General features: G+C 60.1%; 17 protein-coding genes and 2 pseudogenes. 11 read left to right on the top strand and 8 right to left on the bottom strand.

Going from position 1 to position 22330, the window contains the following annotated elements; translation table 11 throughout:
• Positions 1–30: 30 nt before the first annotated feature.
• Both ACZZZ4_RS00310 and ACZZZ4_RS00315 read right to left on the bottom strand, forming a co-directional pair.
• Positions 31–348 carry a hypothetical protein gene (locus tag ACZZZ4_RS00310; protein WP_016770837.1) on the bottom strand — a complete coding sequence of 106 codons (318 nt, stop codon included), beginning with the start codon at positions 346–348 and terminating at the stop codon, positions 31–33.
• 114 nt (positions 349–462) lie between these two features.
• Positions 463–699, bottom strand: coding sequence for a glutaredoxin family protein (locus tag ACZZZ4_RS00315; RefSeq protein ID WP_039759867.1), 237 nt, complete (start codon positions 697–699; stop codon positions 463–465).
• A 199-nt stretch (positions 700–898) separates the two neighbouring features.
• Between ACZZZ4_RS00315 and ACZZZ4_RS00320 the strand changes: the two genes are divergently transcribed.
• Positions 899–2611, top strand: coding sequence for a cation:proton antiporter (locus ACZZZ4_RS00320; protein ID WP_415761894.1), 1713 nt, complete (start codon positions 899–901; stop codon positions 2609–2611).
• Here ACZZZ4_RS00320 and ACZZZ4_RS00325 read toward each other — a convergent pair.
• Positions 2608–3816 (bottom strand): ammonium transporter, encoded by a 1209-nt coding sequence (locus ACZZZ4_RS00325; RefSeq protein ID WP_039759870.1) that lies wholly within the window; start codon positions 3814–3816, stop codon positions 2608–2610. The genes ACZZZ4_RS00320 and ACZZZ4_RS00325 overlap by 4 nt on opposite strands.
• A 301-nt stretch (positions 3817–4117) precedes the next feature.
• Between ACZZZ4_RS00325 and ACZZZ4_RS00330 the strand changes: the two genes are divergently transcribed.
• From ACZZZ4_RS00330 to ACZZZ4_RS00365, 8 genes and pseudogenes are all read left to right on the top strand, one after another.
• On the top strand, positions 4118–4432 hold the full coding sequence (locus ACZZZ4_RS00330; RefSeq protein WP_016770842.1) for an ElaB/YgaM/YqjD family protein: 315 nt from the start codon (positions 4118–4120) through the stop codon (positions 4430–4432).
• Positions 4433–4434: 2 nt separating this feature from the next.
• A complete protein-coding gene (locus ACZZZ4_RS00335) occupies positions 4435–4821 on the top strand; it encodes a phage holin family protein (protein ID WP_039759872.1) in 387 nt (128 codons plus the stop codon).
• Positions 4818–5156 carry a hypothetical protein gene (locus tag ACZZZ4_RS00340; RefSeq protein WP_039759873.1) on the top strand — a complete coding sequence of 113 codons (339 nt, stop codon included), beginning with the start codon at positions 4818–4820 and terminating at the stop codon, positions 5154–5156. The genes ACZZZ4_RS00335 and ACZZZ4_RS00340 overlap by 4 nt, the downstream gene beginning before the upstream one ends.
• A gap of 120 nt (positions 5157–5276) precedes the next feature.
• Positions 5277–6440, top strand: a complete 1164-nt coding sequence (locus tag ACZZZ4_RS00345) for an EAL domain-containing protein (protein WP_463547008.1) — start codon at positions 5277–5279, stop codon at positions 6438–6440.
• Between the two features lie 69 nt (positions 6441–6509).
• Positions 6510–7838 (top strand): deoxyguanosinetriphosphate triphosphohydrolase, encoded by a 1329-nt coding sequence (locus ACZZZ4_RS00350; protein WP_463547009.1) that lies wholly within the window; start codon positions 6510–6512, stop codon positions 7836–7838.
• 392 nt (positions 7839–8230) lie between these two features.
• Complete coding sequence (locus ACZZZ4_RS00355; RefSeq protein WP_039759876.1) at positions 8231–8857, top strand: response regulator transcription factor; 627 nt, start codon at positions 8231–8233, stop codon at positions 8855–8857.
• Between the two features lie 8 nt (positions 8858–8865).
• Positions 8866–12506: pseudogene (locus ACZZZ4_RS00360) on the top strand (transporter substrate-binding domain-containing protein).
• A 49-nt stretch (positions 12507–12555) separates the two neighbouring features.
• Positions 12556–15500 (top strand): annotated as a pseudogene (locus ACZZZ4_RS00365) (HD domain-containing phosphohydrolase).
• Here ACZZZ4_RS00365 and ACZZZ4_RS00370 read toward each other — a convergent pair.
• Positions 15501–15983, bottom strand: coding sequence for a GAF domain-containing protein (locus ACZZZ4_RS00370; protein WP_463547010.1), 483 nt, complete (start codon positions 15981–15983; stop codon positions 15501–15503). It lies immediately after the preceding pseudogene.
• On the bottom strand, positions 15980–16870 hold the full coding sequence (locus ACZZZ4_RS00375) for an ATP-binding protein (protein ID WP_039759880.1): 891 nt from the start codon (positions 16868–16870) through the stop codon (positions 15980–15982). The genes ACZZZ4_RS00370 and ACZZZ4_RS00375 overlap by 4 nt, the downstream gene beginning before the upstream one ends.
• A gap of 165 nt (positions 16871–17035) precedes the next feature.
• On the opposite strand from ACZZZ4_RS00375, the gene ACZZZ4_RS00380 reads away from it, so the two are divergent.
• The gene (locus ACZZZ4_RS00380) at positions 17036–19357 is read left to right on the top strand and encodes a hybrid sensor histidine kinase/response regulator (RefSeq protein ID WP_463547011.1); all 2322 of its coding nucleotides are present in this window, start codon (positions 17036–17038) and stop codon (positions 19355–19357) included.
• On the opposite strand, the gene ACZZZ4_RS00385 is transcribed toward ACZZZ4_RS00380, so the two are convergent.
• From ACZZZ4_RS00385 to msrB, 3 genes are all read right to left on the bottom strand, one after another.
• On the bottom strand, positions 19341–19799 hold the full coding sequence (locus ACZZZ4_RS00385) for a MarR family winged helix-turn-helix transcriptional regulator (protein ID WP_415761888.1): 459 nt from the start codon (positions 19797–19799) through the stop codon (positions 19341–19343). The genes ACZZZ4_RS00380 and ACZZZ4_RS00385 overlap by 17 nt on opposite strands.
• Positions 19796–20281, bottom strand: coding sequence for a glutathione peroxidase (locus tag ACZZZ4_RS00390; protein WP_463547012.1), 486 nt, complete (start codon positions 20279–20281; stop codon positions 19796–19798). The genes ACZZZ4_RS00385 and ACZZZ4_RS00390 overlap by 4 nt, the downstream gene beginning before the upstream one ends.
• 105 nt (positions 20282–20386) lie before the next feature.
• The gene (msrB, locus tag ACZZZ4_RS00395; RefSeq protein ID WP_463547013.1) at positions 20387–20782 is read right to left on the bottom strand and encodes a peptide-methionine (R)-S-oxide reductase MsrB; all 396 of its coding nucleotides are present in this window, start codon (positions 20780–20782) and stop codon (positions 20387–20389) included.
• A 224-nt stretch (positions 20783–21006) separates the two neighbouring features.
• Here msrB and ACZZZ4_RS00400 point away from each other — a divergent pair, with 224 nt between their 5' ends.
• Positions 21007–22218 (top strand): pyridoxal phosphate-dependent aminotransferase, encoded by a 1212-nt coding sequence (locus tag ACZZZ4_RS00400; RefSeq protein WP_463547014.1) that lies wholly within the window; start codon positions 21007–21009, stop codon positions 22216–22218.
• Positions 22219–22330 lie beyond the last annotated feature (112 nt).

Raw genomic sequence — 22330 nt, forward strand, 5'->3', positions numbered from 1 at the left:
AGTGAGGCAAAGCGACCTAGCGCAGTTTGATCAGGCTGGAATCGATTTGAGGGCCGCCGCTTCGGTGAACTCCTTCAGCCAGCGCAACACATCGACCGCTTCCCAACGCCCCGGGTCGTACAAGGCATACAGCAACCCCTGATAACCCACCACATCCAGCTGCTTGTGATAACCAGCGCGTTGAAAAAGGGCTTCGATTTCGGCAAAGCAGGTATTGAAATGCAGCTTGTTGAATGGCGTCTTGCCTTCCGTGACCAGCCCGTCCAGGCGCAATTCGAGGACCGCCTCGCGCACCACGTCGACCGACATCCGGTTAACGCTGCTCTTCAACTGTTCGACATTGACCACGGTTCATCCCTCTGACTCGATTGCTGTATGAACATACAGTAACCGAAGAAGCCAGCGAGTGCCAACGCAAGGATGGGTTGCCGCGACCAGCGGAGGCATCAAGGCACAACCTAATCAACCTAAAAACGCCACCACCTGGTCGGCACTGAAAGGCCAGTCCAGCTCCGCGCCGGTGTCGATGCGTCGCAGTACCGGAATGCGCAAGCTGTACTTTTCGAACCACGATTCGTCTTCGGCAATGTCCACCAGTTCCACCAGCAGACCGTGCTCGACGAAGGGCATCAGCTCGGCTTCGGCAACTTCACACAGGTGGCACCCAAGGGTGCCGAACAGCTGACATTCTGGAGGCATGACGGCGTTACCGGAAAAACAAGTGAGCCCATTCTAGGACGGCCCCGAATACTCGTCGACCCACCGCCGCCCGAAGGACATAACCCTGCCGGCGCAAAATCCTGACGCAAATCATTCAGCGCAGATTGCAAATACGTCATCCTCGCGGACTTTTTGCCTCTACGCTTCAGAGGCCAACGCCCTGACAGCGGAGTGTCCCGTGTTTGCAAATCTGTTGATCATCCTCGCCTCATCCCTGGTGGTGATTGCCCTGTTCCGGCACCTGCGACTGCCGCCGGTGCTCGGTTACCTGTGCGTGGGATTACTGGTCGGGCCGAACGCATTCGACTGGGTCAATGAGAGCGAACATCTGCCAGATGTCGCCGAACTGGGCGTGGTGTTTCTGCTGTTTTCCCTGGGCCTGGAGTTCTCCCTGTCGAAGATGATTGCGCTGCGTCAGGTGGTGTTTCGCCTCGGCAGTCAGCAAGTGCTGATCAGCACAGCGCTGCTCGGCACACTGTTGGTGGGGTTGGGAATGCCGCTGACGCCGGCGCTGTTGCTCGGTGCCGGTTTATCGCTTTCATCCACGGCGATCGTGACCAAGGAGCTGGGCAGTCTTGGCGAAGTGTTCAGCAGCCACGGCCAGAACGCCGTCGGAGTACTGCTGTTTCAGGATGTGGTCGCGGTATTGCTGCTGACACTGGTTCCGGTGTTCGCCGGCACCAGCGAGCAGTCCTGGTATTGGGCCTTGCCGCTGACGCTGGGCAAAACCGTGGTGCTGTTCTTCGGCCTGCTGCTCGCCAGTCGCTGGTTATTGCCACGGCTGTTTCATGAGGTGGCGGCCTCGCGCTCGCCCGAGCTCTTCGTGCTGCTGGCGCTGGTGATCGTGCTGTTGACTGCCTGGCTCACGCACTTGCTGGGCCTGTCGCCTGCACTCGGCGCTTTCCTCGCCGGCATGTTGCTCGGGGAAAGCCATTACCGGCACCAGATCGAAGCCGACATCCGGCCCTTTCGCGACATTCTGCTCGGCGTGTTCTTCGTCAGCATCGGCATGCTGATCGACCTGCAATTGTTCGTCAGTCACAGCCTGTTGATCATCGGCCTGACGCTCGGCCTGATGCTGATCAAGGGCATCGTGGTCGCGCTGCTGGTGAAGTGGCGCGGCAGTGACAGCGAAACCGCATGGCGCAGTGGTCTGGCCTTGGCGCAGGGCGGCGAATTCTGCTTTGCGCTGATGGCGCAGATGCAGCAGAACAGCCTGTTGCCGGCCGAACCGGGCGCCCTGCTGCTCGCGGCGACGTTCTGCTCGATGCTGCTCACTCCACTGCTTTTGCGTGCGGCGCCGCGCATTGCCGCCGTGCTGCACCGCAAGCCTAATCAGGAGGCGCAGATCGAACAGATCAGCGCGCTCAACGCCGACCTCGATCAGCATGTGGTGATCTGCGGCTACGGTCGCGTCGGCCAGTCCATCGGCCGCTTCATGGGCAACGCCGGGCAAGCCTATGTTGCGCTGGACAACGATCCGGTGCGGGTGCAGGAAGCCGCATCCGCGCAAAGCGACGTGCATTACGGCGACTCGGCGCGTGGCGATCTGCTGACTGCCGTCGGCCTGTTGCGCGCCAGGCTATTGGTGATTGCCGTGGACCAAAGCGACGTGGCCTTGCGCATTCTGCGTGAAGCCCGCCGCCTCAACCAACAGGTACCGATTCTGGTGCGCACCCGTGACGACAGCCAATCGGCCGAGTTACGAGCCGCCGGCGCCACCGAGGTGGTGCCGGAGCTTCTGGAGTCGAGCCTGATGCTCGCTTCACACGCGCTGATCATGCTTGGTCTGCCCGCGCATCAGGTGCAGGAGAAAGTCGATCAGGTGCGCATCAACCGCTATCGCCTCCTCCACGGCTTCTACCCCGGAGCCAATGATGAGGAAATCTAGTCCTGACTCACCGCGCCGATCTTGTGCAGCGACAGGTCGGCGCCGTAATACTCTTGTTCCTGACTCAGGCGCAGCCCATGCAATGCCTTGATCGCGCCGTAAACAACGAAGCCGCCAACCAGCGCCACCGCGACGCCGAGCGCAGTGCCGATCATCTGGCTGATCAGGCTGACGCCGCCCAGGCCACCCAGCGCGGTCTGGCCGAAGATGCCGCAGGCAATCCCGCCCCACACGCCACACAAGCCATGCAATGGCCAGACGCCCAGCACATCGTCGATGCGCCATTTGACTTGAGCAGCGGTAAAGCACCAGACAAACAAGGCTCCGGCGACCGCGCCTGTCACCAGCGCACCGACTGGATGCATCAGATCGGATCCCGCGCAGATCGCCACCAGACCGGCCAACGGGCCGTTGTGCAGAAAGCCCGGGTCATTGCGCCCGACGATCAACGCCGCGACGGTACCACCGACCATGGCCATCAACGAGTTCACCGCGACCAGGCCACTGACACCTTGCAGTGTCTGCGCGCTCATCACGTTGAAGCCGAACCAGCCGACAATCAGGATCCACGAACCCAGTGCCAGAAACGGAATGCTCGACGGCGCAAACGCGACCAGGCGTCCATCGCGATAGCGGCCATTGCGCGGGCCGAGCAGCAGAACAGCGGCCAGCGCCAGCCAACCGCCCATGGCATGCACCACCACCGAACCGGCGAAATCATGGAACGCCGCGCCAAACTGCGCTGCCAGCCAGCCCTGCAAGCCGAAGTTGCCGTTCCAGATCAGTCCCTCGAAGAACGGATAGATAAACGCCACGATCAGCGCCGTCGCGCACAACTGCGGAACAAACCGCGCGCGCTCGGCAATGCCGCCGGAAATGATCGCCGGGATCGCGGCAGCGAAGGTCAGCAGGAAGAAAAACTTCACCAGTCCATAGCCATGATCGTTCGTCAGCGCCGCAGCCGGTTGCATGAAGGTGACGCCGTAGGAGATCCAATAGCCTATAAAGAAATAGGCCAGGGTCGAGACGGCGAAGTCACTGAGGATTTTCGCCAGTGCGTTGACCTGGTTTTTCTGCCGGACCGTCCCGACTTCCAGAAAGGCGAAACCGGCGTGCATGGCCAGTACCATCACTGCACCGATCAGAATGAACAACGTATTGGAACTGTGGACCAGCGTGTCCACAGCGCTTTGCAGATTTTCCATGAGAAGGCAGACCTGAAGGCTGAAAAGGCACCAAAGCGGTTCATGCAGACATTTCTTGCACCAAGTTGTACCCCGCCAGTCATCCCACTGCACAATGGCCGACCTGATTAGGCGCACAGATCAATGTCCGATCACGAACCGCAAGCATCTGAATTGGATTTTTTGCCGGGACGCCCGGCAACAGCGCACACACACCGAGCTACGCACCACGACACAGCAAAAGTTGTACCAGGCATTTGTACTGAACCTTCGCGCAAGGCTCATACTCGAACGCTTCAAAGCCACCTACGGAGATCCACCAATGGCCAGCATCAAGGCAAAGACTGCTCAAGAAATCCTGATGAACGACTTCCAGACTCTGGTCGCCGACACCGAACGCTTGCTCGAGCACACCAAGACCCTCGCTGGCGATCAGGCCGATGAGCTGCGCGCCCAGATTCATGACAGCCTGCTGCGCGCCCGGGAAACCCTGAAAGTGACTGAAGACACGCTGCGCGAACGCGGTCAGGCGGCGGTCACCGCCACTGAAGATTATGTGTCGGCCAACCCATGGCAGTCGGTGGGCATCGCTGCCGGCGTCGGCTTTCTGATCGGCCTGCTGGCCACTCGGCGCTGATCATGTCGATCGGTGAATCCGGCCCGACTGCGGGCACCGCCTCTTCCACGCGTCGTCTCGGCGCCGCCGTTCTGGGCCTGCTGCACAGCCATGTCGAGTTGTTTGGCATCGAATTGCAGGAGCAGAAATCACGCACCGTCAGCCTGCTGCTGTTCGCCGGTCTGGCGCTGGTGTTTGCCCTGCTGTTGCTGGTAGGTCTGTCGACGCTGGTGATGATCATTTTCTGGGACACCTACCGTTTGCCAGCGATCATCGGCCTGTGCGTTTTCTATACGCTGGCCTCGATCTTCTGCGGTCTGCGCCTCAAGGCTGCAATTTTCGATGAGTCCTCGCCTTTCCACGGCACGCTCGAAGAGCTGGCCAACGACCGGGAGCGCCTGTTGCCATGAGCCTGCCTGAACTTCCACACAACAGCTCGCGTCGGGAAATGCGCAAGGCACTGATCCGCCTGCGCATGGAAATGCACCGTCAGGAAATCCGCCACGAAACCGCGCAAGTCCTGCAACCCTTGCAGCGCATGCGCGGCATGAAGCAGAACGTGCAGGACGGTTTCGGCATCAAGCATGCGCCGTTGTGGGGCGTTGCGGCGGTGACGCTGCTGGGTTTCCTCACCGGCAAAGGCTCGAAACGCGGCAGTGGTGGCGGCTTGACGCGACTGCTGCGTCTGGGCACGACGCTTGGGCCGCTGATCAGACTGGTCATGCACAGCTCGGGCAAACGCTAAGCCGACTTCTCTGGCTACAATCTTGCAATAGCGCCGGGATGAACCCTCTTATCGGAGGGTTCAATTCCGCGTGCCTATCCGGCAAACGCGGCCAACGAACAATAAGATTAAGGACCTGCCGTGATCGAGGGGCAACCGCTCGCCTGCTTTCAGCCTTTTATCGACACCGCCACCGGGCGCATTGCCGGCGTTGAAGCACTGGGTCGCTTGCGCCAGAGCGAAGGTCAACTGACCTCGGTCGGGCCATTGTTCGCCGATCCGCGGACCCCGGCGACCGCCCTGCGCCGTCTCGATCGGCAGATCCGTGACCACGCGCTCAGTTGTCTGCATGAAGCCCCGGCGGACTGGTTTCTCAGCCTGAACATGTCGCCACGCTGGATCAGCCGCCTGCGCGCCGACCAAGCGCTGCCCAGTCTCAAGCAGCTGGCGCGGCATGACGTTGACCCGCGGCGCATCGTTTTCGAGATCACTGAGTTGGGCGGTAACAGCGAACGCCTGGCCCAGGTGGTGGCGCGCTACCGCGAGGCTGGCGCAAGAATCGCCATCGACGATTTCGGCGCCGGCTATTCGCAACTGGATCGGGTGCTGGCCCTGCAACCGGACATTCTCAAGCTCGACATGCGTCTGTTTCAGGCAGCGGCCCTCGGCGGCCCGAGCAGTGACGTGGTCAAAGCGCTTGCGCAGATGGCCGAAAAAACCGGCTGCTGGATCATCGCAGAAGGCGTCGAAACCGAGGCGCAGCTGAATTTCGCGCTGGAATGCGGCTCACGCTACGTACAGGGATTTCTCTTCGCCGGGGCGCAGGAAGCGTTCTTCGCCACGGATGCTTTCGTCGCGCATTTCGCTCGTTTGCGCCAGCGCTACGTGATGCAGAAACTCAGCGAGCGCGGGCGGCTGATGCAGATGCGTCAGCAACTCGGCGAGTTGATGGCGATTCTGCAGCAATGGGCGCAAGCCCGCGCACCGCTCAGCGCACTGCCACAACTTCAGGCCTTCCCTTGGCTACTGCGCTTTTACCAATGCGATCGCCACGGCACCCAGCTGACACCCAACCTGGAATGGCGTCAGGGCGGCTGGTTCGCTGATGATCGCTACCTGGGGCACAACTGGTCGTGGCGACCGTACTTCTATCACCTGCTCGCCGAAGGCTGGGAAGAGCGCCGCCTGACCCTGTCCAACACCTATCGCGATGCTACCAGTAACCAGTATTGCCTGACTGCCGGACAGTTCTTCGATAACGGTGAGCGACTGTTGTTGATCGATATCGATGCGGCAGGCCTGTAGTTCTGCTTGCAGGCGCCGGGCCGAACCGGGAAGCTAGGGCGATCAGTCACCAGACGGAGAGATTCAGCCTTGGATTGGCCTACCCTGCTCAACCGCGAACGCCTCGGCAAGCCGCTGCACAGCCCGCAAGAACTCGGCCGCAGCCCCTTTCACAAAGACCATGACCGCATCATTTTCTCCGGTGCCTTCCGCCGCCTCGGGCGTAAGACTCAAGTGCATCCGGTCACCAGCAACGATCACATTCACACCCGCCTGACCCACTCGCTGGAAGTCAGCTGCGTCGGCCGCTCGCTGGGCATGCGTGTCGGTGAAACCTTGCGCAGCGCGCTGCCAGACTGGTGCGACCCGGCCGACCTCGGCATGGTCGTGCAATCGGCCTGCCTGGCGCATGACATCGGCAACCCGCCATTCGGCCATTCCGGCGAAGACGCCATCCGCCACTGGTTCCAACAAGCCGCCGGGCGCGGCTGGCTCGATGGCATGAGCGACGCCGAGCGCGGTGACTTCCTCAATTTCGAAGGCAACGCTCAGGGCTTTCGCGTGCTGACGCAGCTGGAATATCACCAGTTCGATGGCGGCACGCGTCTGACCTACGCGACCCTGGGCACCTATCTGAAGTACCCGTGGACCGCGCGCCACGCCGACTCTCTCGGCTACAAGAAACACAAATTCGGTTGCTACCAGAGCGAACTGCCGTTGCTCGAACAGATCGCCCACAAGCTCGGCCTGCCGCAGCTCGAAGACCAGCGCTGGGCACGCCATCCACTGGTGTATCTGATGGAGGCCGCCGATGACATCTGCTACGCGTTGATCGATCTGGAAGACGGTCTCGAGATGGAGCTGCTCGACTACGCCGAAGTCGAATCGCTGCTGCTGGATCTGGTCGGTGACGACTTGCCGGAAACCTATCGCCAGCTCGGCCCGCAGGATTCCCGCCGACGCAAACTGGCGATCCTGCGCGGCAAGGCCATCGAGCACCTGACCAACGCGGCAGCGCGGGCATTTGTCGAACAGCAGGAGGCCCTGCTCGCGGGTACGCTGCACGGCGATCTGGTCGAACACATGCACGGGCCGGCCAAGCGCTGCGTGTTGAATGCCAAGGACATCGCGCGCAAGAAGATCTTCCAGGACAAACGCAAGACGCTGCATGAGATCGGCGCCTATACCACGCTGGAGATTCTGCTCAATTCGTTCTGCGGCGCCGCACTGGAACAACACAACGGCCGCACGCCGTCGTTCAAGAGTCGGCGCATCCTCGATCTGCTCGGCAACAACGCGCCCGATCCGCAGGGCTCGCTGCACAGCTCGTTTCTGCGCATGATCGATTTCATCGCCGGCATGACCGACAGTTACGCCAGCGACATGGCGCTGGAAATGACCGGACGTTCAAGTCACTGATCGCGCTGTATCTGGCCTGCTGCTGATCGGGCCGGCCAAATACAGTGACGTTCTCCGGCCCGACTGCACCAAACCTCAAACATTTTGGTTTCTCTCGCCGAATGCAGTCGGGCTATCGTCAAGTCATCAGATAAAACAAACAGCGTGGGTTAAACACAACTTTAAACACATGCAAATAATGGAGATCGATATTAACCAAGGAACCAGATTTCGCTAAAAGCCAGCAACGACCGCGCACTTCCTTACGTCAAACCTAATTTCAACGTAGTCCGATTCTTCATTATGCGTAGGATTAATCCGATAGCGTAGTCGAGCCCCCGGCAGTCCATGCGAGTGTTCATTCAACTGAGCTAAGGTGCGCGCTTTATTCATGCTTGCATGGGACTCTATTTATGAACTCCGTTTTTATTGTGGACGATCACCCGGTCATCCGTCTCGCCGTGCGAATGTTGCTGGAACATGAAGGCTACAAGGTCGTCGGTGAGACCGATAACGGAGTTGATGCCATGCAAATGGTCCGTGAATGCATGCCCGACCTGGTCATTCTCGATATCAGCATCCCCAAGCTGGACGGCCTGGAAGTACTGGCGCGTTTCAATAGTATGGGATCGAATTTCAAGATCCTTATTCTGACGGCACAGTGTCCTACGCTGTTCGGCATCCGTTGCATGCAATCGGGAGCCTCGGGCTATGTCTGTAAACAGGAAGACTTGAGCGAACTGGTCAGCGCAATTAAAGCGGTACTGTCCGGTTACAACTATTTCCCCAGCCAGGCGCTCAATCCGGTTCGCAGCGACGATATCAGGTACGCCGAGCTGGAATTATTCAAAGCCGTCAACGATCGCGAATTAATGGTGTTGCAGTTATTTGCCCAAGGACGTACCAACAAGGAAATCGCCAAGGGCATGTTTCTGAGCAACAAGACCGTAAGCACCTACAAAAAGCGCCTGATGCAAAAACTCAAGGCCAGGTCCCTTGTAGAACTTATCGAAATGGCCAAACGCAACGCACTCGTGTGAGACCCCGCATGCCCAGCCGTTTGAAGGACTATCTAATCGCCTTGAGCGCAGGTCTGTGCCTGAGCGCCAATGCGTCTGCCCTGCCAAGCGAATCAGCGGAATACGCCTTGCTCAGCCGGGCGACCGCAGCCGTTCCGGTTGCCTTGCAGCCGGTCCAACGGCAGTGGCTGCAGACGCGCAAAGAATTGATCCTGGGAACGTCTGCACCTGACTATCCGCCGTTCGACATGACCGTCAGCGGCAAGGAGTACGAGGGACTGACCGCCGACTACGCAGGGATTATCGGCAAGGCCACTGGTTTGCCGATTCGGGTGCAACGCTTTGCCTCACGCGACGCCGCAATCAGCGCATTGATCAATGGCCAGGTCGACGTGCTCGGCACAGCAAATGGATACGAAGCAGGTAATGCCAACCTGGCCCTCTCCATTCCCTATGCAGTCGATCAGCCGGTGCTGGTGACGCGCGAGGACGAAACCCGCTCACTGACTGAAGGCCTGGCCGGCCTGCGCTTGAGCATGGTCTATCACTATCTGCCGCTGCCCGAGATCAGAGCGATGTATCCCAAGGCGCTGATCACCTGTTACCCGTCCTACCAGAACGCAATCAACGCGGTTGCCTTTGATCAGGCCGACGTGTTTCTCGGCGACACCCTCTCCACCCATTACATGATCAACAAGGGCTATCTCAACAACGTGCGCATGGCCAATTTCGGCAAGCAGGAAGCCCAGGGCTTCAGCTTCGCGGTACGGCGCAGCAATCCGCACCTGTTGAGCGTGATCGACACGGTGCTCGAGGCAGTCCCGGGCACTCAGCGTGACGACATTGCCAAACGCTGGAGCGCCGGCAGCGACCTGCTGCTGACGGACAGGAAACTCCAGCTGACGGAGCGCGAGGAAAGCTGGCTCAAACAACATCCGGTGGTCAACGTTGTCGTCAATGAAGCTTACGCACCGCTGACGTTCTTCGACAGTGCAGGCAACTTTCGAGGCATCAGCGCCGATCTGCTCGAGCTGATTCGCTTGCGTACCGGGTTGCGTTTCAATATTCAACGCAGTCGCAATGACGCAGAAATGATCAAGCAAATCGACAACCACAAAGCCGATCTGATTGCCGCCCTGCTGCCCAGCGCCGAACGTGAAAAAAACTGCAGTTCAGTCGCCCGTATCTGGAAAACTCCTATGTACTGCTCACCCGCAAAAGCGCCGATGGTCCGACCAACCTGGCGCAGCTGAAAGGCAAGCGGCTGGCCATCGCTCAGGGCAACCCGCTGATCGACAACCTGCGCCAGGAACATCCCGGCATTGAGCTGATCGAAACACCTGACACGTTCAGTGCCGTGTCGATGCTTGCCGAAAACCATGTCGAGGGTGCAGTGAATTCGTTGGTGATTGCCAACTACTTCATCTCTTCGCGCATCTTTGACCGGCCATTGCAGATCACCACCACGATCGGCACCGGCCAGGCCGCTTTTTCGCTGGCGACCGCCCGGGACAACACTGAACTGGCCTCGATCATCAACAAGGCACTATTGAGCATCGCCCCCGAAGAACTCGGCGTTATCAACGGTCGCTGGCGCGGGTATTCCACTGCCTCGCAGAACATCTGGCAAAACTACCAGCGCCTGTTCTATCAAGTGGTCGCCGCCGCTGCCCTGGTACTGCTGTTGCTGTTGACCTGGAATGCCTATATGCGTCATCAGATCAAACAGCGCCAGGCCGCCGAACGTGCATTGAGCGACCAACTGGAATTCATGCGCTCGCTGGTCAATGGCACACCGCATCCGATCTATGTCCGTGACCGACAGGGTCTTCTGCAAAGTTGCAACGACAGTTATCTCGAAGCGTTCAATGCCCGGCGCGAGGACATCATTGGCAAAGGTGTCATGCAGGGCACGCTGAGCAATGCGTTCGAAGCCCAGGCATTCCATGCCGATTACCAGAGAGTCATCGCCGAAGGCACTCCGTTGATACTTGACCGGCCGCTGCATATCGGCAACCGACGCCTGACCATCTATCACTGGATACTTCCCTATCGCGACTCCAGCGGCGCGGTCCAGGGCATCATCGGCGGCTGGATCGACATCAGCGAACGCCGCCAATTGTTCGATGAGCTGCGCGCGGCCAAGGAGCGGGCGGACGAGGCGAATCGGGCCAAGAGTACATTTCTGGCGACCATGAGCCATGAAATACGCACGCCGATGAATGCCGTGATCGGGATGCTCGAACTGACCCTCAGACGCATTGATCCGCACCATCCTGATCGCGCGTCGATCGACACGGCCTACCATTCGGCCAAGGACCTGTTGGGCTTGATCGGCGACATTCTCGACATAGCGCGCATCGAATCCGGGCGCCTTGGCCTGTGTCCGGAATGGATCAATCTGGTCGACACGGTCAATTCCGTTGCGCGCATCTTCGACGGTCTTGCCCGACAGAGGAATCTCGCCTTGCAAACTGTCTTCAACCCCCGGGATCCGGCCGTAGATGTGCACCTGGACCCACTGCGCTTCAAACAAGTGCTGTCCAACCTGGTCAGCAATGCCATCAAATTCACCGAACACGGGCACGTGCGGATTACCCTGGAAATGCTCACATCGGACGCCCCCGGACGCACCTTGATGCAATTGACCGTGCAGGACAGCGGAACCGGTATCAGTGCCGAGGACCAACAGCGTCTGTTCGAACCTTTCGCACAGGCGGAAAACGGCAGCCGGCAAGCCAAAAACGGCGCGGGGCTTGGACTGGTCATCAGTCGGAACCTGTGCGAAATGATGGGCGGGCAATTGCAGTTGAGCAGCCAGCCCGGCATCGGCACTCAAGTCTGCGTGTCGCTGCCACTGGACAGCCAGCCGGCGAAAATCAATCCGCAGAAAGGCGAACCGTTGATCAAGACCGCAACAACCCCATTACACGTACTGGTCGTCGACGACCATCCCGCCAATCGCCTGCTGATGTGCCAGCAACTGGAATTCCTCGGTCATCGCTTCAGCCTCGCCGAGGACGGCTGCAGCGGTCTCGAACGCTGGAAGTCAGGGCATTTCGATCTGGTGATTGTCGACTGCAACATGCCTTTGATGAACGGCTATGAGATGACTCGCGCGATTCGCCAACTGGAACTGCACAACCGCCGGCCGCCGTGCACCGTGCTGGGCTTCACCGCCAATGCACAGCCTGAAGAAATCCAGCGCTGCAAGCTTGCCGGCATGAACGATTGCCTGTTCAAGCCGTTGAGCCTGACCCTGCTCGGGCAGTGGATCGATGAAATCACACCGACCTTCCCCGCGCCGGTATTCGACCTGCAAAGTCTGAGCGTGCTGACGGGCGGCAACCCGGCGCAGACACGTCGCATGCTCGCGGAACTGCTTAAAAGCAGCCGTCTCGACCGCGAGGAACTGCTCACTCTGTCACCCGAAGATGATCGCGAAGCATTGGCCGTGGTTGCGCACAAGATCAAGGGCGCGGCACGCATCGCCCAGGCCTCGCGGTTGATCGAATGTTGCGACGCCCTCGAGGAAGCTTGCCAGCAAGCCCTCGCATCGCAGGAGACTGCCCGCCACTGGGCGGCCACCAGTCAGGCAATGCTCGAACTGGAACAGGCCCTGCAGAATCAATTGACCCTGGCCGATCAAGGCACATTGAGCGAGTCTTAACTATGCTTTGGCGCTGAGCAGTGAGTTAAACATTCATGGAGAGCCTGCAATGCACAGCCCACTGCGCCCCGAGCAACGCCGGTTGCCGCTGCACGTGCACATCAGCGTCATGTTCACCTTTCTCTTGTTGCTCACGGGCGTGGTGCTGGGCCTGTTCAATTACCACCAGACCACGCAAATCATCCTGTCGAGCAGCGAGAAACTGTTCGATCGCATCGAACAGGACGTACGCAACGACTTGCAGGCGACTTATCAGCCGATCCGCAACCTGTTGAGCCTGCTGGCAGAGACCCCGGCCGCCGACACTGGCAATTTCGAGCAGCGCCTGTCTTTGCTCAAGCCCTTCAGTCAGTCACTCAGCGACAACCCGGCACTGGCGTCGCTGTATCTGGGTTATGCCAGTGGCGACTTCTTCATGGTGCGGGCACTGCGCTCCGCGGCGATCAAAGCACAATTGCAGGCGCCGGACGCAGCGGCATACCAAGTCTGGAGCATCGAACACGACCCGCAAGGCGCCGTACGCTCGCAATCACTGTTCTTTGATCAGGCTCTGTCTCTGATCATTCGGCGCGAGCATCCCGAAGACGTGTACGATCCGCGCAGCCGAAACTGGTTCAGCGAGGCCCTGCAGCAGGCCGGGCAGATCACCACCGAGCCTTACGTATTTTTTCCACCCATAACGTCGGCACCACCCTGGCCCGACGCGCCGGCGAGCATGCCGTGATCGGTGCCGACCTGACGCTGGCCGCGTTGTCGACGACGCTGAACAAACATCGGGTCACCGCGTCGACCGAAATCGCCTTGTACGATGCCGATGGCAATGCCGTGGCTTATCCCGACAGCAGTCGCCTGATCGTCGATGACCGCACCGCGCGGCTCGCCAGAGCCGCCGATCTCAGCCCGGAGTTGAGCGCGCTGTTGAGCACTGAAAATAACGGCAAGCGCCTGCAGGTCAACGGTCGACAGTGGATTGTTGCGCGCACGAGTATTCAGGAAGGCGGACCGAAAGGTCTGCAATTGGCGCTGCTGGTGCCGGAAGACGAATTACTGGTGGATGCATTCCGCATGCGCTGGCAAGCCGCGCTGATTACCCTGACCATCCTCTTGCTGTGCCTGCCATTGGGCTGGGTGATTTCGCGGATTCTGGTCAAGCCGCTGCACGCCCTTGTCAAGGAAGCCGATGCGATCCGCAGCTTCGACTTCAATTTTCCGCTGGCGCGACGCTCCCTCGTACTGGAAGTCGATCAATTGAGCCTGTCAATGGCGCGGATGAAGGAAACCCTGGGGAGCTTCTTCCGGATCACCGACAGCCTGTGCGCCGAAACACGTTTTGCCCCGCTGCTCGAGCGTGTGCTGTTCGAAACCGTACAGATCGCCCAGGCGCAGGCCGGTCTGATCTACCTGCGCGAAGCCGACGGTGCGCGCATGGAACCTTATGGTCTGATCATCAACGGCGTGCCCCAGGCACTGGAGACGTTCGATATTCAGGGGCGTGACCTGCACAAGAACACCGGGCCGGCCTGGTTCGAACAACTGGTCAGCGCGAACAATGTGGTCAGCCACCTGGGCTTCGATCAGGCGGGCGACTTGCAGAAAATCCTGCTGGCCATGGAATCGCCGCGCATTCATCTGATCGGTATCCGCCTGCACAACCAGCATGACGAAACCATCGGCCTGCTGATTTTGCTGGTCAATGACAGCGGCGCGCCGAGCGATCTGGAAAAGCTGCGGCCCGACCGCATCGCGTTTTTGCAAGCCGTCTCGGGCGCGGCGGCGGTCAGCATTGAAAGCCAGCGCCTGCAGGCCCGGCAAAAACAGTTGCTGGACGCGTTCATCCAACTGCTCGCCAGCGCAATCGACGCCAAGAGTCCGTACACCGGCGGCCATTGCCAGCGTGTGCCGGAGCTGACGCTGATGCTCGCCCAGGCTGCCGCCGCCAGCCAGGAACCGGCCTTCAGCGCCTATCAACCCAGCGAAGATGAATGGGAGGCGCTGCACATCGCCGCGTGGCTGCACGATTGCGGCAAGGTCACGACGCCGGAGTACGTGGTCGACAAAGCCACCAAACTCGAGACCATCCACGACCGCATCCACGAGATCCGCACCCGCTTCGAAGTGCTCAAGCGTGACGTGTGGATCAACTACTGGCAGGCGCTGGCGGCAGGCGCAGACGAAGCTGCGCTGGCCCGCTCGCGCGACCATGAGTTGCTGACGCTGGATGAGGATTTTGCCTTTGTCGCCCGCTGCAATCTCGGTGGCGAGGCCATGGCCGAGGCCGATCTGCAACGCCTTGAGCAGATTGCCAAGCGCACCTGGATGCGCACACTCGATGATCGCCTCGGTGTTTCCTGGGAGGAAAACGGCCGTCAGGCAAAAACGCCGGCGCCCGCTTTACCCGTCAGCGAAAGGCTGCTCGCCGACAAACCCGAGCACCTGATCGAACGCAACCAGAACGAACTGATCCCGGAAGACAACCCCTGGGGCTTCAAGCTCGATGTGCCCACCTACAAATACAACCGCGGTGAGCTATACAACCTGAAGATCAACCGTGGCACGCTGACCCGCGAAGAGCGCTACATCATCAATCACCACATGGTGCAGACGATCATGATGCTCAGCCACCTGCCCTTCCCCGGCCACCTGGACAGCATTGCCGAAATCGCCGGCGGCCATCACGAAAAAATGGATGGCACCGGCTACCCGAAACGGTTGAAACGCGAGGACATGAGCCTGCCGGCCAGAATGATGGCGATTGCCGATATTTTCGAAGCGCTGACAGCGGCCGATCGGCCTTACAAGAAAGCCAAGACGCTGAGCGAGGCGCTGGGGATCATGGCGACCATGTGCCGTGAAGCGCACATCGATGCGCCACTGTTTGGCCTGTTCATCAACAAGGGGGTGTACATGCAGTACGCGACGCGGTTTCTCGATCCAGCGCAAATCGACAGCGTGGACACGGCCAGCCTGTTGCACAAGGCTGGCCTCAGCGGTTGATCAGCAGTCGGTCAGGCGCAGGAAAATCGCCGCCAGCTGCTCGATGCCGGCCTGATCTTCGGCGCCGAAACGCGCCAGCTTCGGGCTGTCGAGGTCGAGCACGCCGATCAGGCGACCGTCCTTGACCAACGGCACCACCAGCTCACTGTTGGACGCGCTGTCGCAAGCGATGTGGCCGGGGAATGCATGCACATCCTCGACGCACTGGATCTGCAGACTGGCAGCAGCGGCGCCACACACGCCACGGCCGAACGGGATGCGCACGCAAGCGATCTGGCCCTGAAACGGGCCGAGCACCAGTTCTTCGTTGCGATTGAGGTAGAAACCGGCCCAGTTCAGATCATCGAGCTGGTTGAACAGGAACGCGGAAAACTGCGCGGCATTGGCGATGAAATCGCGCTCGTCCGCCAGCAGCGATTCCAGTTGCGCGGCCAACATACCGTAGCCTTCAAGGCCCTGGCCGCTGTGTTGCAAATCAATCATGCCTTGTGCTCCAGCAATTTCAGTCCCACCCAGTAGCGGGCGAATTGATACGCGCAACGTCCGTTGCGATTACCGCGGCCGGTGGCCCAGCGCACGGCGAGAATGTCCAGTGCTTCGTCGCGCTCCCAGCTCAGGCCGGCCTTGGCAGCCAACTGGCCGATCCAGTGCTCGACGACATTGAGGAAATGTTCTTGGGTAAACGGGTAGAACGACAGCCACAGGCCGAAACGGTCCGACAAGGCAATCTTGTCTTCCACCGCTTCGCTCGGGTGCAATTCGCCATCGACGCGCTTCCAGTTTTCGTTGTCGCTTTCCTTTTCCGGCACCAGGTGGCGGCGGTTGGAAGTGGCGTACAGCAAGACGTTGTCGGGGGCCTGCTCGAGCGAACCATCGAGCACGCTTTTCAGCACGCGGTAGTCACCTTCGCCGGATTCGAACGACAAGTCATCGCAGAACAGCACGAAACGTTGCGGCAATTTGGCGACTTGCTCGACCACTCGTGGCAAGTCCGCCAGATGATCGCGCTCGATTTCGATCAGACGCAGGCCCGCGCCAGCGTGTTCGGCAAGCAACGCACGCACCAGCGAGGACTTGCCGGTACCGCGCGAGCCCCAGAGCAAGGCGTGGTTGGCCGGCATGCCATCAAGAAATTGTTGTGTGTTGCGCCCCAACTGCTCCAGCTGACGGTCGACGCCGATCAGGTCCGACAGGCGCATGTCGAGGCTGACTTCCAGCGGCAGCAGATAACCGCTGCGCCCGTCACGCTGCCAGCGCGCCGCCAGGCAAGTGTTCCAGTCAATCACAGGACGCGGTGCCGGCAACAGCGGTTCGATTCGCGCCAGAACCGACTCGGCGCGTTCAAGAAAAGCATTCAATCGTGAATCCACGTCTTCTCCTCGGGCACTTTCACAGTGATGATGACGATCCAGCGACCCTGCACAGATAGAATTGCCCGAGCAAGCCTTGTTACAAGGCGATTCGGGAACCTCGGTATCCATACATGATCGACTATGCTTGAGCAGCGAAGGGAAACGGAAGTGGTTCAACACCCCATGGATATCAAATTCACCCACCGGCTGTCTTACAAGCAAGCCAGGCTTACCGTGCTGGTCGGGTTCATTCTGGGCACCCTGCTCAGTCTGCTGCAGATCGGCATCGATTATGCCAGCGAAGACGCGTCCATCAACCGTGAAATCCTCGCGCTGCTGGAAATCAGCCACAATCCGGCCTCGCGCATCGCCTATAACATCGACGCCGAACTGGCGCAGGAACTCACCCTGGGCCTGCTGCGCTCGCCCGCGATCATCGCCGCGCAACTGATCGACAACAACGATACCGTGCTGGCCAACGTCAAACGCCCGGAGCTGCAGAGCAACTACCGGCTGATCAGCGACTTCCTGTTCGGCGCCAAGCGTCATTTCGAAGACCGCCTGTACCTTGACCACTTGCCCAACGAATCCCTCGGCGTCCTCAAACTGGAAGTCGACACTTACGCCTTTGGCAGTCGCTTCCTGCGCCGCGCCGAAGTCACCCTGCTCAACGGTTTCGCCCGCAGCCTGCTGCTGACCGGGATCCTCCTGGCGCTGTTCTACGTGATGCTGACCAAGCCGCTGGTGCGGGTCATCCGTGAACTCAGCGGCCGTGATCCACGCAGCGCCGAGCCGACCACGCTCGAGTGCCCCGCCGGCCACGGCAACGATGAAATCGGCGTACTGGTCAAAGTTGCCAACCAGCAATTCGAGAACATCGCCACCGAAATCCAGCAACGGCGCACGGCGGAAAACCGCCTGACCGAATACCTCGCGCAACTGGAAGACATCGTCTCGGCGCGCACCGCCGAGCTCAAGGCCATCAATACCCGCCTCAGCCAATCCAACGAAGAACTCGAAGCGGCGCGCCGCACTGCGTTGGACATGGCCGAAGCACGTTCGGCCTTCCTGGCCAACATGAGCCATGAAATCCGCACGCCACTCAACGGGTTGCTGGGGATGATCGCGCTGTCGCTGGACGGCCCGCTGAACGCCGAGCAGCAGCAACAACTGTCGATTGCCCACGATTCGGGCAAGGTGCTGGTGGAGCTGCTCAACGATATTCTCGATCTGTCGAAATTCGACGCCGGGCAACTGGAGCTGGAAAACATCCCGTTCGATCTCGGTTCGTTGATCGAAGATACCGCCAACCTGCTTTCGCAGAATGCCGCACCGAGCGTCGAATTGACCTGCCTGATCGAGCCGAACTTTCCGGCGCTGGTGCTGGGCGACCCGACGCGAGTGCGGCAGATTGTCAGCAACCTGTTGTCGAATGCGCTGAAATTCACCCGCTTCGGTCGGGTCGATGTGCGTTTGTCAGCTCACAAGGATGGCGTGCGCATCGAAGTCTGCGACACCGGCATCGGCATCGCCCAGGAAGCCCAGGTGAAAATCTTCCAGCCGTTTACTCAGGCCGGTGCTGGTATCACCCGGCAATACGGCGGCACCGGGTTGGGTCTGGCGCTGACGTACAACCTCTGCGAAGCGATGCAGGGTCGTCTGACCATCAGTTCCGAAAGCGGCTTCGGCAGCCAGTTCTGTGCCGAGCTGCCACTGCCCTCTCACACCCGCGCGCTGGTACCGGAGCCGTTACGCGGCAAGGTTCTGGCGATCACCGCTGCCAGCAGCGGTCTGGCGGAGTTGCTGAAAAGCTTGTTGCCGGTTTGGGGGCTGGAGTACATGCAACGCACCATCGACGATTCGCGGCTGGGCCTCAATCCCGACGTGGTGATCACCGATTGCCCGGAATGCCTGTTCGGTTTGCGCCCGAGCATCACTGCGCCGATCTTGCTGGTGACGGCTTACGGCAGTTTTCTGCCCAGCGAAGAAGCCGCCGCCCTCGCCCCGCTGCAACAGCAAGCCCGGCCGCTGGCGCGTAATGCGCTGCACCAGCATCTGCGGCGGATTCTGCAACCGGATGTCGGCACCCTCAGTGAATCGCAAGCGGACGCCTCGCCGTCCGCGCGTCGCGGCAAGGTGCTGCTGGTCGAGGACAACCCCGTCAACCAGTTGGTCGCCAAAGGCATGCTCGGCAAGCTTGGCTGCGACGTGGTGGTGGCCGGCCATGGTGCCGAGGCGCTGGATCAGCTGGAATTCACCGATTTCGATCTGGTGCTGATGGATTGCAACATGCCGGTGATGGATGGCTATGAAGCCAGTCGGCAGATTCGCCAGAGCGGGCGCTGGCCGAATCTGCCGATTGTCGCGCTGACTGCCAATGCGATGTCCGAGGAACGCGAACGTTGCCGCGCGGCCGGCATGAGCGACTATCTGGCGAAACCGTTTCGCCGCGAAGAACTCGCGGCGTTGCTCGATCAATGGATGCCGACTACGACAGCGCTTTGATCTGCCCGAGCAAGTGATCAAGGCCGGCGCGCAAGTCGTTGAGCCGGTCGAGATCAACGCCGCTGTCGCACAGCAGCCGCGCTTTCAGCGGCCCGACCTGCTCACGCAACGCCCGTCCGGCAGACGTCAGGCTCAAATGAACCTCGCGTTCATCACGTGCCGAACGTCGGCGCTGGACCAGATCAATCTGCTCCAGACGCTTGAGCAACGGCGTCAACGTGCCCGAGTCCAGCGCCAGACGCTCGCCCAGAGCTTTCACCGTCGGTTGCTCCGGTGCCGCGTCCTGCCATTCCCACAGCACCAGCATCGCCAGGTACTGCGGATAAGTCAGGCCCAACTGATCGAGCATCGGCTTGTAGGCGCGAATCACCGCCCGTGAGGCCGCGTACAGCTTGAAGCACAACTGGCTGTCGAGCTTCAGCGAGTCACCCGGCTGGTTCATTTGAGCAGAGCTTCGATCTCGCCGCTCAAGTCCTGCGGCTTGGTCGTCGGCGCGAAACGCTTGACCATCTGGCCGTCCTTGCCGATCAGGAACTTGGTGAAGTTCCACTTGATGCCTTGCGAACCGAGCACACCGGGAGCGCGTTTCTTCAACTGCACGAACAGCGGATGAGCATCGGCGCCGTTGACGTCTATCTTTTTGAACAGCGGGAAGCTGACGCCGAAATTCAATTCGCAGAACTCGCTGATGGCGCCCTCGTTGCCCGGTTCCTGCTTGCCGAACTGGTTGCAAGGAAAGCCCAGCACCACCAGCCCTTGGTCCTTGTAGGTCTGCCAGAGCTCTTCGAGGCCCTGGTATTGCGGAGTGAAGCCACACTTGCTCGCCGTGTTGACCACCAACACGGCTTTGCCGGCGTAGTCAGCCAAGGTTTTTTGCTCACCTTTGATGGTGATGCAAGGGATATTCAGCAGGTTGTCGCTCATGGGTCGGCTCCGCAATTATCAGGAAGGCGCAAACATAACGAGCAATTGAATTGTGTGCAATTCAATTAACCGAAACAAAGGCGACACAACCTGTCGCCTTGTTCGTTACTCGCGGGGCTTGAGATCCAGGCACACCGAGTTGATGCAATAACGCAGGCCGGTCGGCGGCGGGCCATCCGGGAACACATGACCCAAGTGCGCATCACAGCGCGCGCACTTCACTTCAGTGCGGATCATGCCGTGGCTGGTGTCACGAATTTCGGTCATCGCGTTTTCGCCAATCGGCGCATAGAAGCTCGGCCAGCCGCAGCCAGAGTCGAATTTGGTGTTGGAATCGAACAGCGGCTCATTGCAGCAGACGCAGTGGTAGACACCGTCGGTCTTGGTGTCGTTGTATTTGCCCGAGAACGGGCGCTCGGTGGCACTCAGACGGCAGACGTTGTACTGCTCGGGGTCGAGCATGGCCTTCCACTCTTCCAGGGTTTTCTGCAACTTTTCCATCATCACACCTCAGCGGCTGAAAAAGCCCGATCTGTACCTTTTCCACGGATCGGGCGGCACGTATGATTGCGCCTCGTCACGCGCCAGTCTGGCAGCCAGACCGGGCGCATTCAAACGGATTCTGAGCGCAAAAGCGCCGGACCTCCGCCTGTGCGAAGACGCAGCAATCCCAGTACGGTTGTCCATTTGCCGCCTGGATCGTTCATTTTCGGGATCACATCGCCATGCAGTTCAGCAAATCGAACAAGCTCGCCAACGTCTGCTACGACATTCGCGGCCCGGTGCTCAAGCACGCCAAACGACTGGAAGAGGAAGGCCAGCGCATCCTCAAGCTGAACATCGGCAACCCGGCGCCGTTTGGTTTCGAAGCGCCGGACGAAATCCTTCAGGACGTGATCCGCAACCTCCCCACCGCGCAAGGCTACAGCGATTCCAAAGGCCTGTTCAGCGCGCGCAAGGCGGTGATGCAGTACTACCAGCAGAAGCAGGTCGAAGGTGTCGGCATCGAAGACATCTACCTGGGCAACGGTGTGTCCGAGCTGATCGTGATGTCGCTGCAGGCACTGCTCAACAACGGCGACGAAGTGCTGGTGCCAGCCCCGGACTATCCGCTGTGGACCGCTGCCGTCAGCCTCGCCGGCGGTAACGCCGTGCACTACCTGTGCGACGAAGGCGCCGACTGGTTCCCGGATCTGGCTGACATCAAGGCCAAGATCACCCCGAACACCAAGGCCATGGTGATCATCAACCCGAACAACCCGACCGGTGCGGTGTACTCGAAGGAAGTGCTGCTGGGCATGCTGGAAATCGCCCGTGCGCACAACCTGGTGGTGTTCTCCGATGAGATCTACGACAAGATTCTGTATGACGATGCCGTGCACATCTGCACCGCGTCGCTGGCACCGGACCTGCTCTGCCTGACCTTCAACGGCTTGTCCAAATCCTACCGCGTGGCCGGTTTCCGCTCCGGCTGGATCGCCATCTCCGGGCCGAAACACAACGCGCAGAGCTACATCGAAGGCATCGACATGCTGGCCAACATGCGTCTGTGCGCCAACGTGCCGAGCCAGCACGCGATCCAGACCGCGCTGGGCGGTTATCAGAGCATCAACGACCTGGTGCTGCCGCAAGGTCGCCTGCTGGATCAGCGCAACCGCACCTGGGAATTGCTCAACGACATTCCCGGGGTCAGCTGCGTCAAGCCAATGGGCGCGCTGTACGCCTTCCCGAAGATCGACCCGAAGGTCTGCCCGATCCACAACGACGAAAAGTTCGTCCTCGACCTGCTGCTTTCCGAGAAGCTGCTGGTGGTGCAGGGCACGGCATTCAACTGGCCGTGGCCGGATCACTTCCGTGTGGTCACCCTCCCCCGCGTCGATGACCTGGAAATGGCCATCGGCCGTATCGGTAACTTCCTCAAGTCCTACCGCCAGTAATAGGCCATTAGTGCGCAACGGATTGCCCGTTGCGCACTGTCTGATTCAGCAACACATCTTTGTCCCGCACCTTTGCAGCCCTTCTACACTTGCGATGCGAGCCGTAAAGGCC

This window comes from Pseudomonas sp. AC252, assembly GCF_979258105.1.

Excerpts from the sequence above, each read along its gene's own strand:
- ACZZZ4_RS00390 (WP_463547012.1), bottom strand. The coding sequence starts at position 20,281 with ATGAGCGACAACCTGCTGAATATCCCTTGCATCACCATCAAAGGTGAG.
- ACZZZ4_RS00315 (WP_039759867.1), bottom strand. The coding sequence starts at position 699 with ATGCCTCCAGAATGTCAGCTGTTCGGCACCCTTGGGTGCCACCTGTGT.
- ACZZZ4_RS00380 (WP_463547011.1), top strand. The coding sequence starts at position 17,036 with ATGGATATCAAATTCACCCACCGGCTGTCTTACAAGCAAGCCAGGCTT.
- ACZZZ4_RS00330 (WP_016770842.1), top strand. The coding sequence starts at position 4,118 with ATGGCCAGCATCAAGGCAAAGACTGCTCAAGAAATCCTGATGAACGAC.
- ACZZZ4_RS00340 (WP_039759873.1), top strand. The coding sequence starts at position 4,818 with ATGAGCCTGCCTGAACTTCCACACAACAGCTCGCGTCGGGAAATGCGC.
- ACZZZ4_RS00335 (WP_039759872.1), top strand. The coding sequence starts at position 4,435 with ATGTCGATCGGTGAATCCGGCCCGACTGCGGGCACCGCCTCTTCCACG.
- msrB (WP_463547013.1), bottom strand. The coding sequence starts at position 20,782 with ATGGAAAAGTTGCAGAAAACCCTGGAAGAGTGGAAGGCCATGCTCGAC.
- ACZZZ4_RS00370 (WP_463547010.1), bottom strand. The coding sequence starts at position 15,983 with ATGATTGATTTGCAACACAGCGGCCAGGGCCTTGAAGGCTACGGTATG.
- ACZZZ4_RS00325 (WP_039759870.1), bottom strand. The coding sequence starts at position 3,816 with ATGGAAAATCTGCAAAGCGCTGTGGACACGCTGGTCCACAGTTCCAAT.
- ACZZZ4_RS00355 (WP_039759876.1), top strand. The coding sequence starts at position 8,231 with ATGAACTCCGTTTTTATTGTGGACGATCACCCGGTCATCCGTCTCGCC.
- ACZZZ4_RS00385 (WP_415761888.1), bottom strand. The coding sequence starts at position 19,799 with ATGAACCAGCCGGGTGACTCGCTGAAGCTCGACAGCCAGTTGTGCTTC.
- ACZZZ4_RS00400 (WP_463547014.1), top strand. The coding sequence starts at position 21,007 with ATGCAGTTCAGCAAATCGAACAAGCTCGCCAACGTCTGCTACGACATT.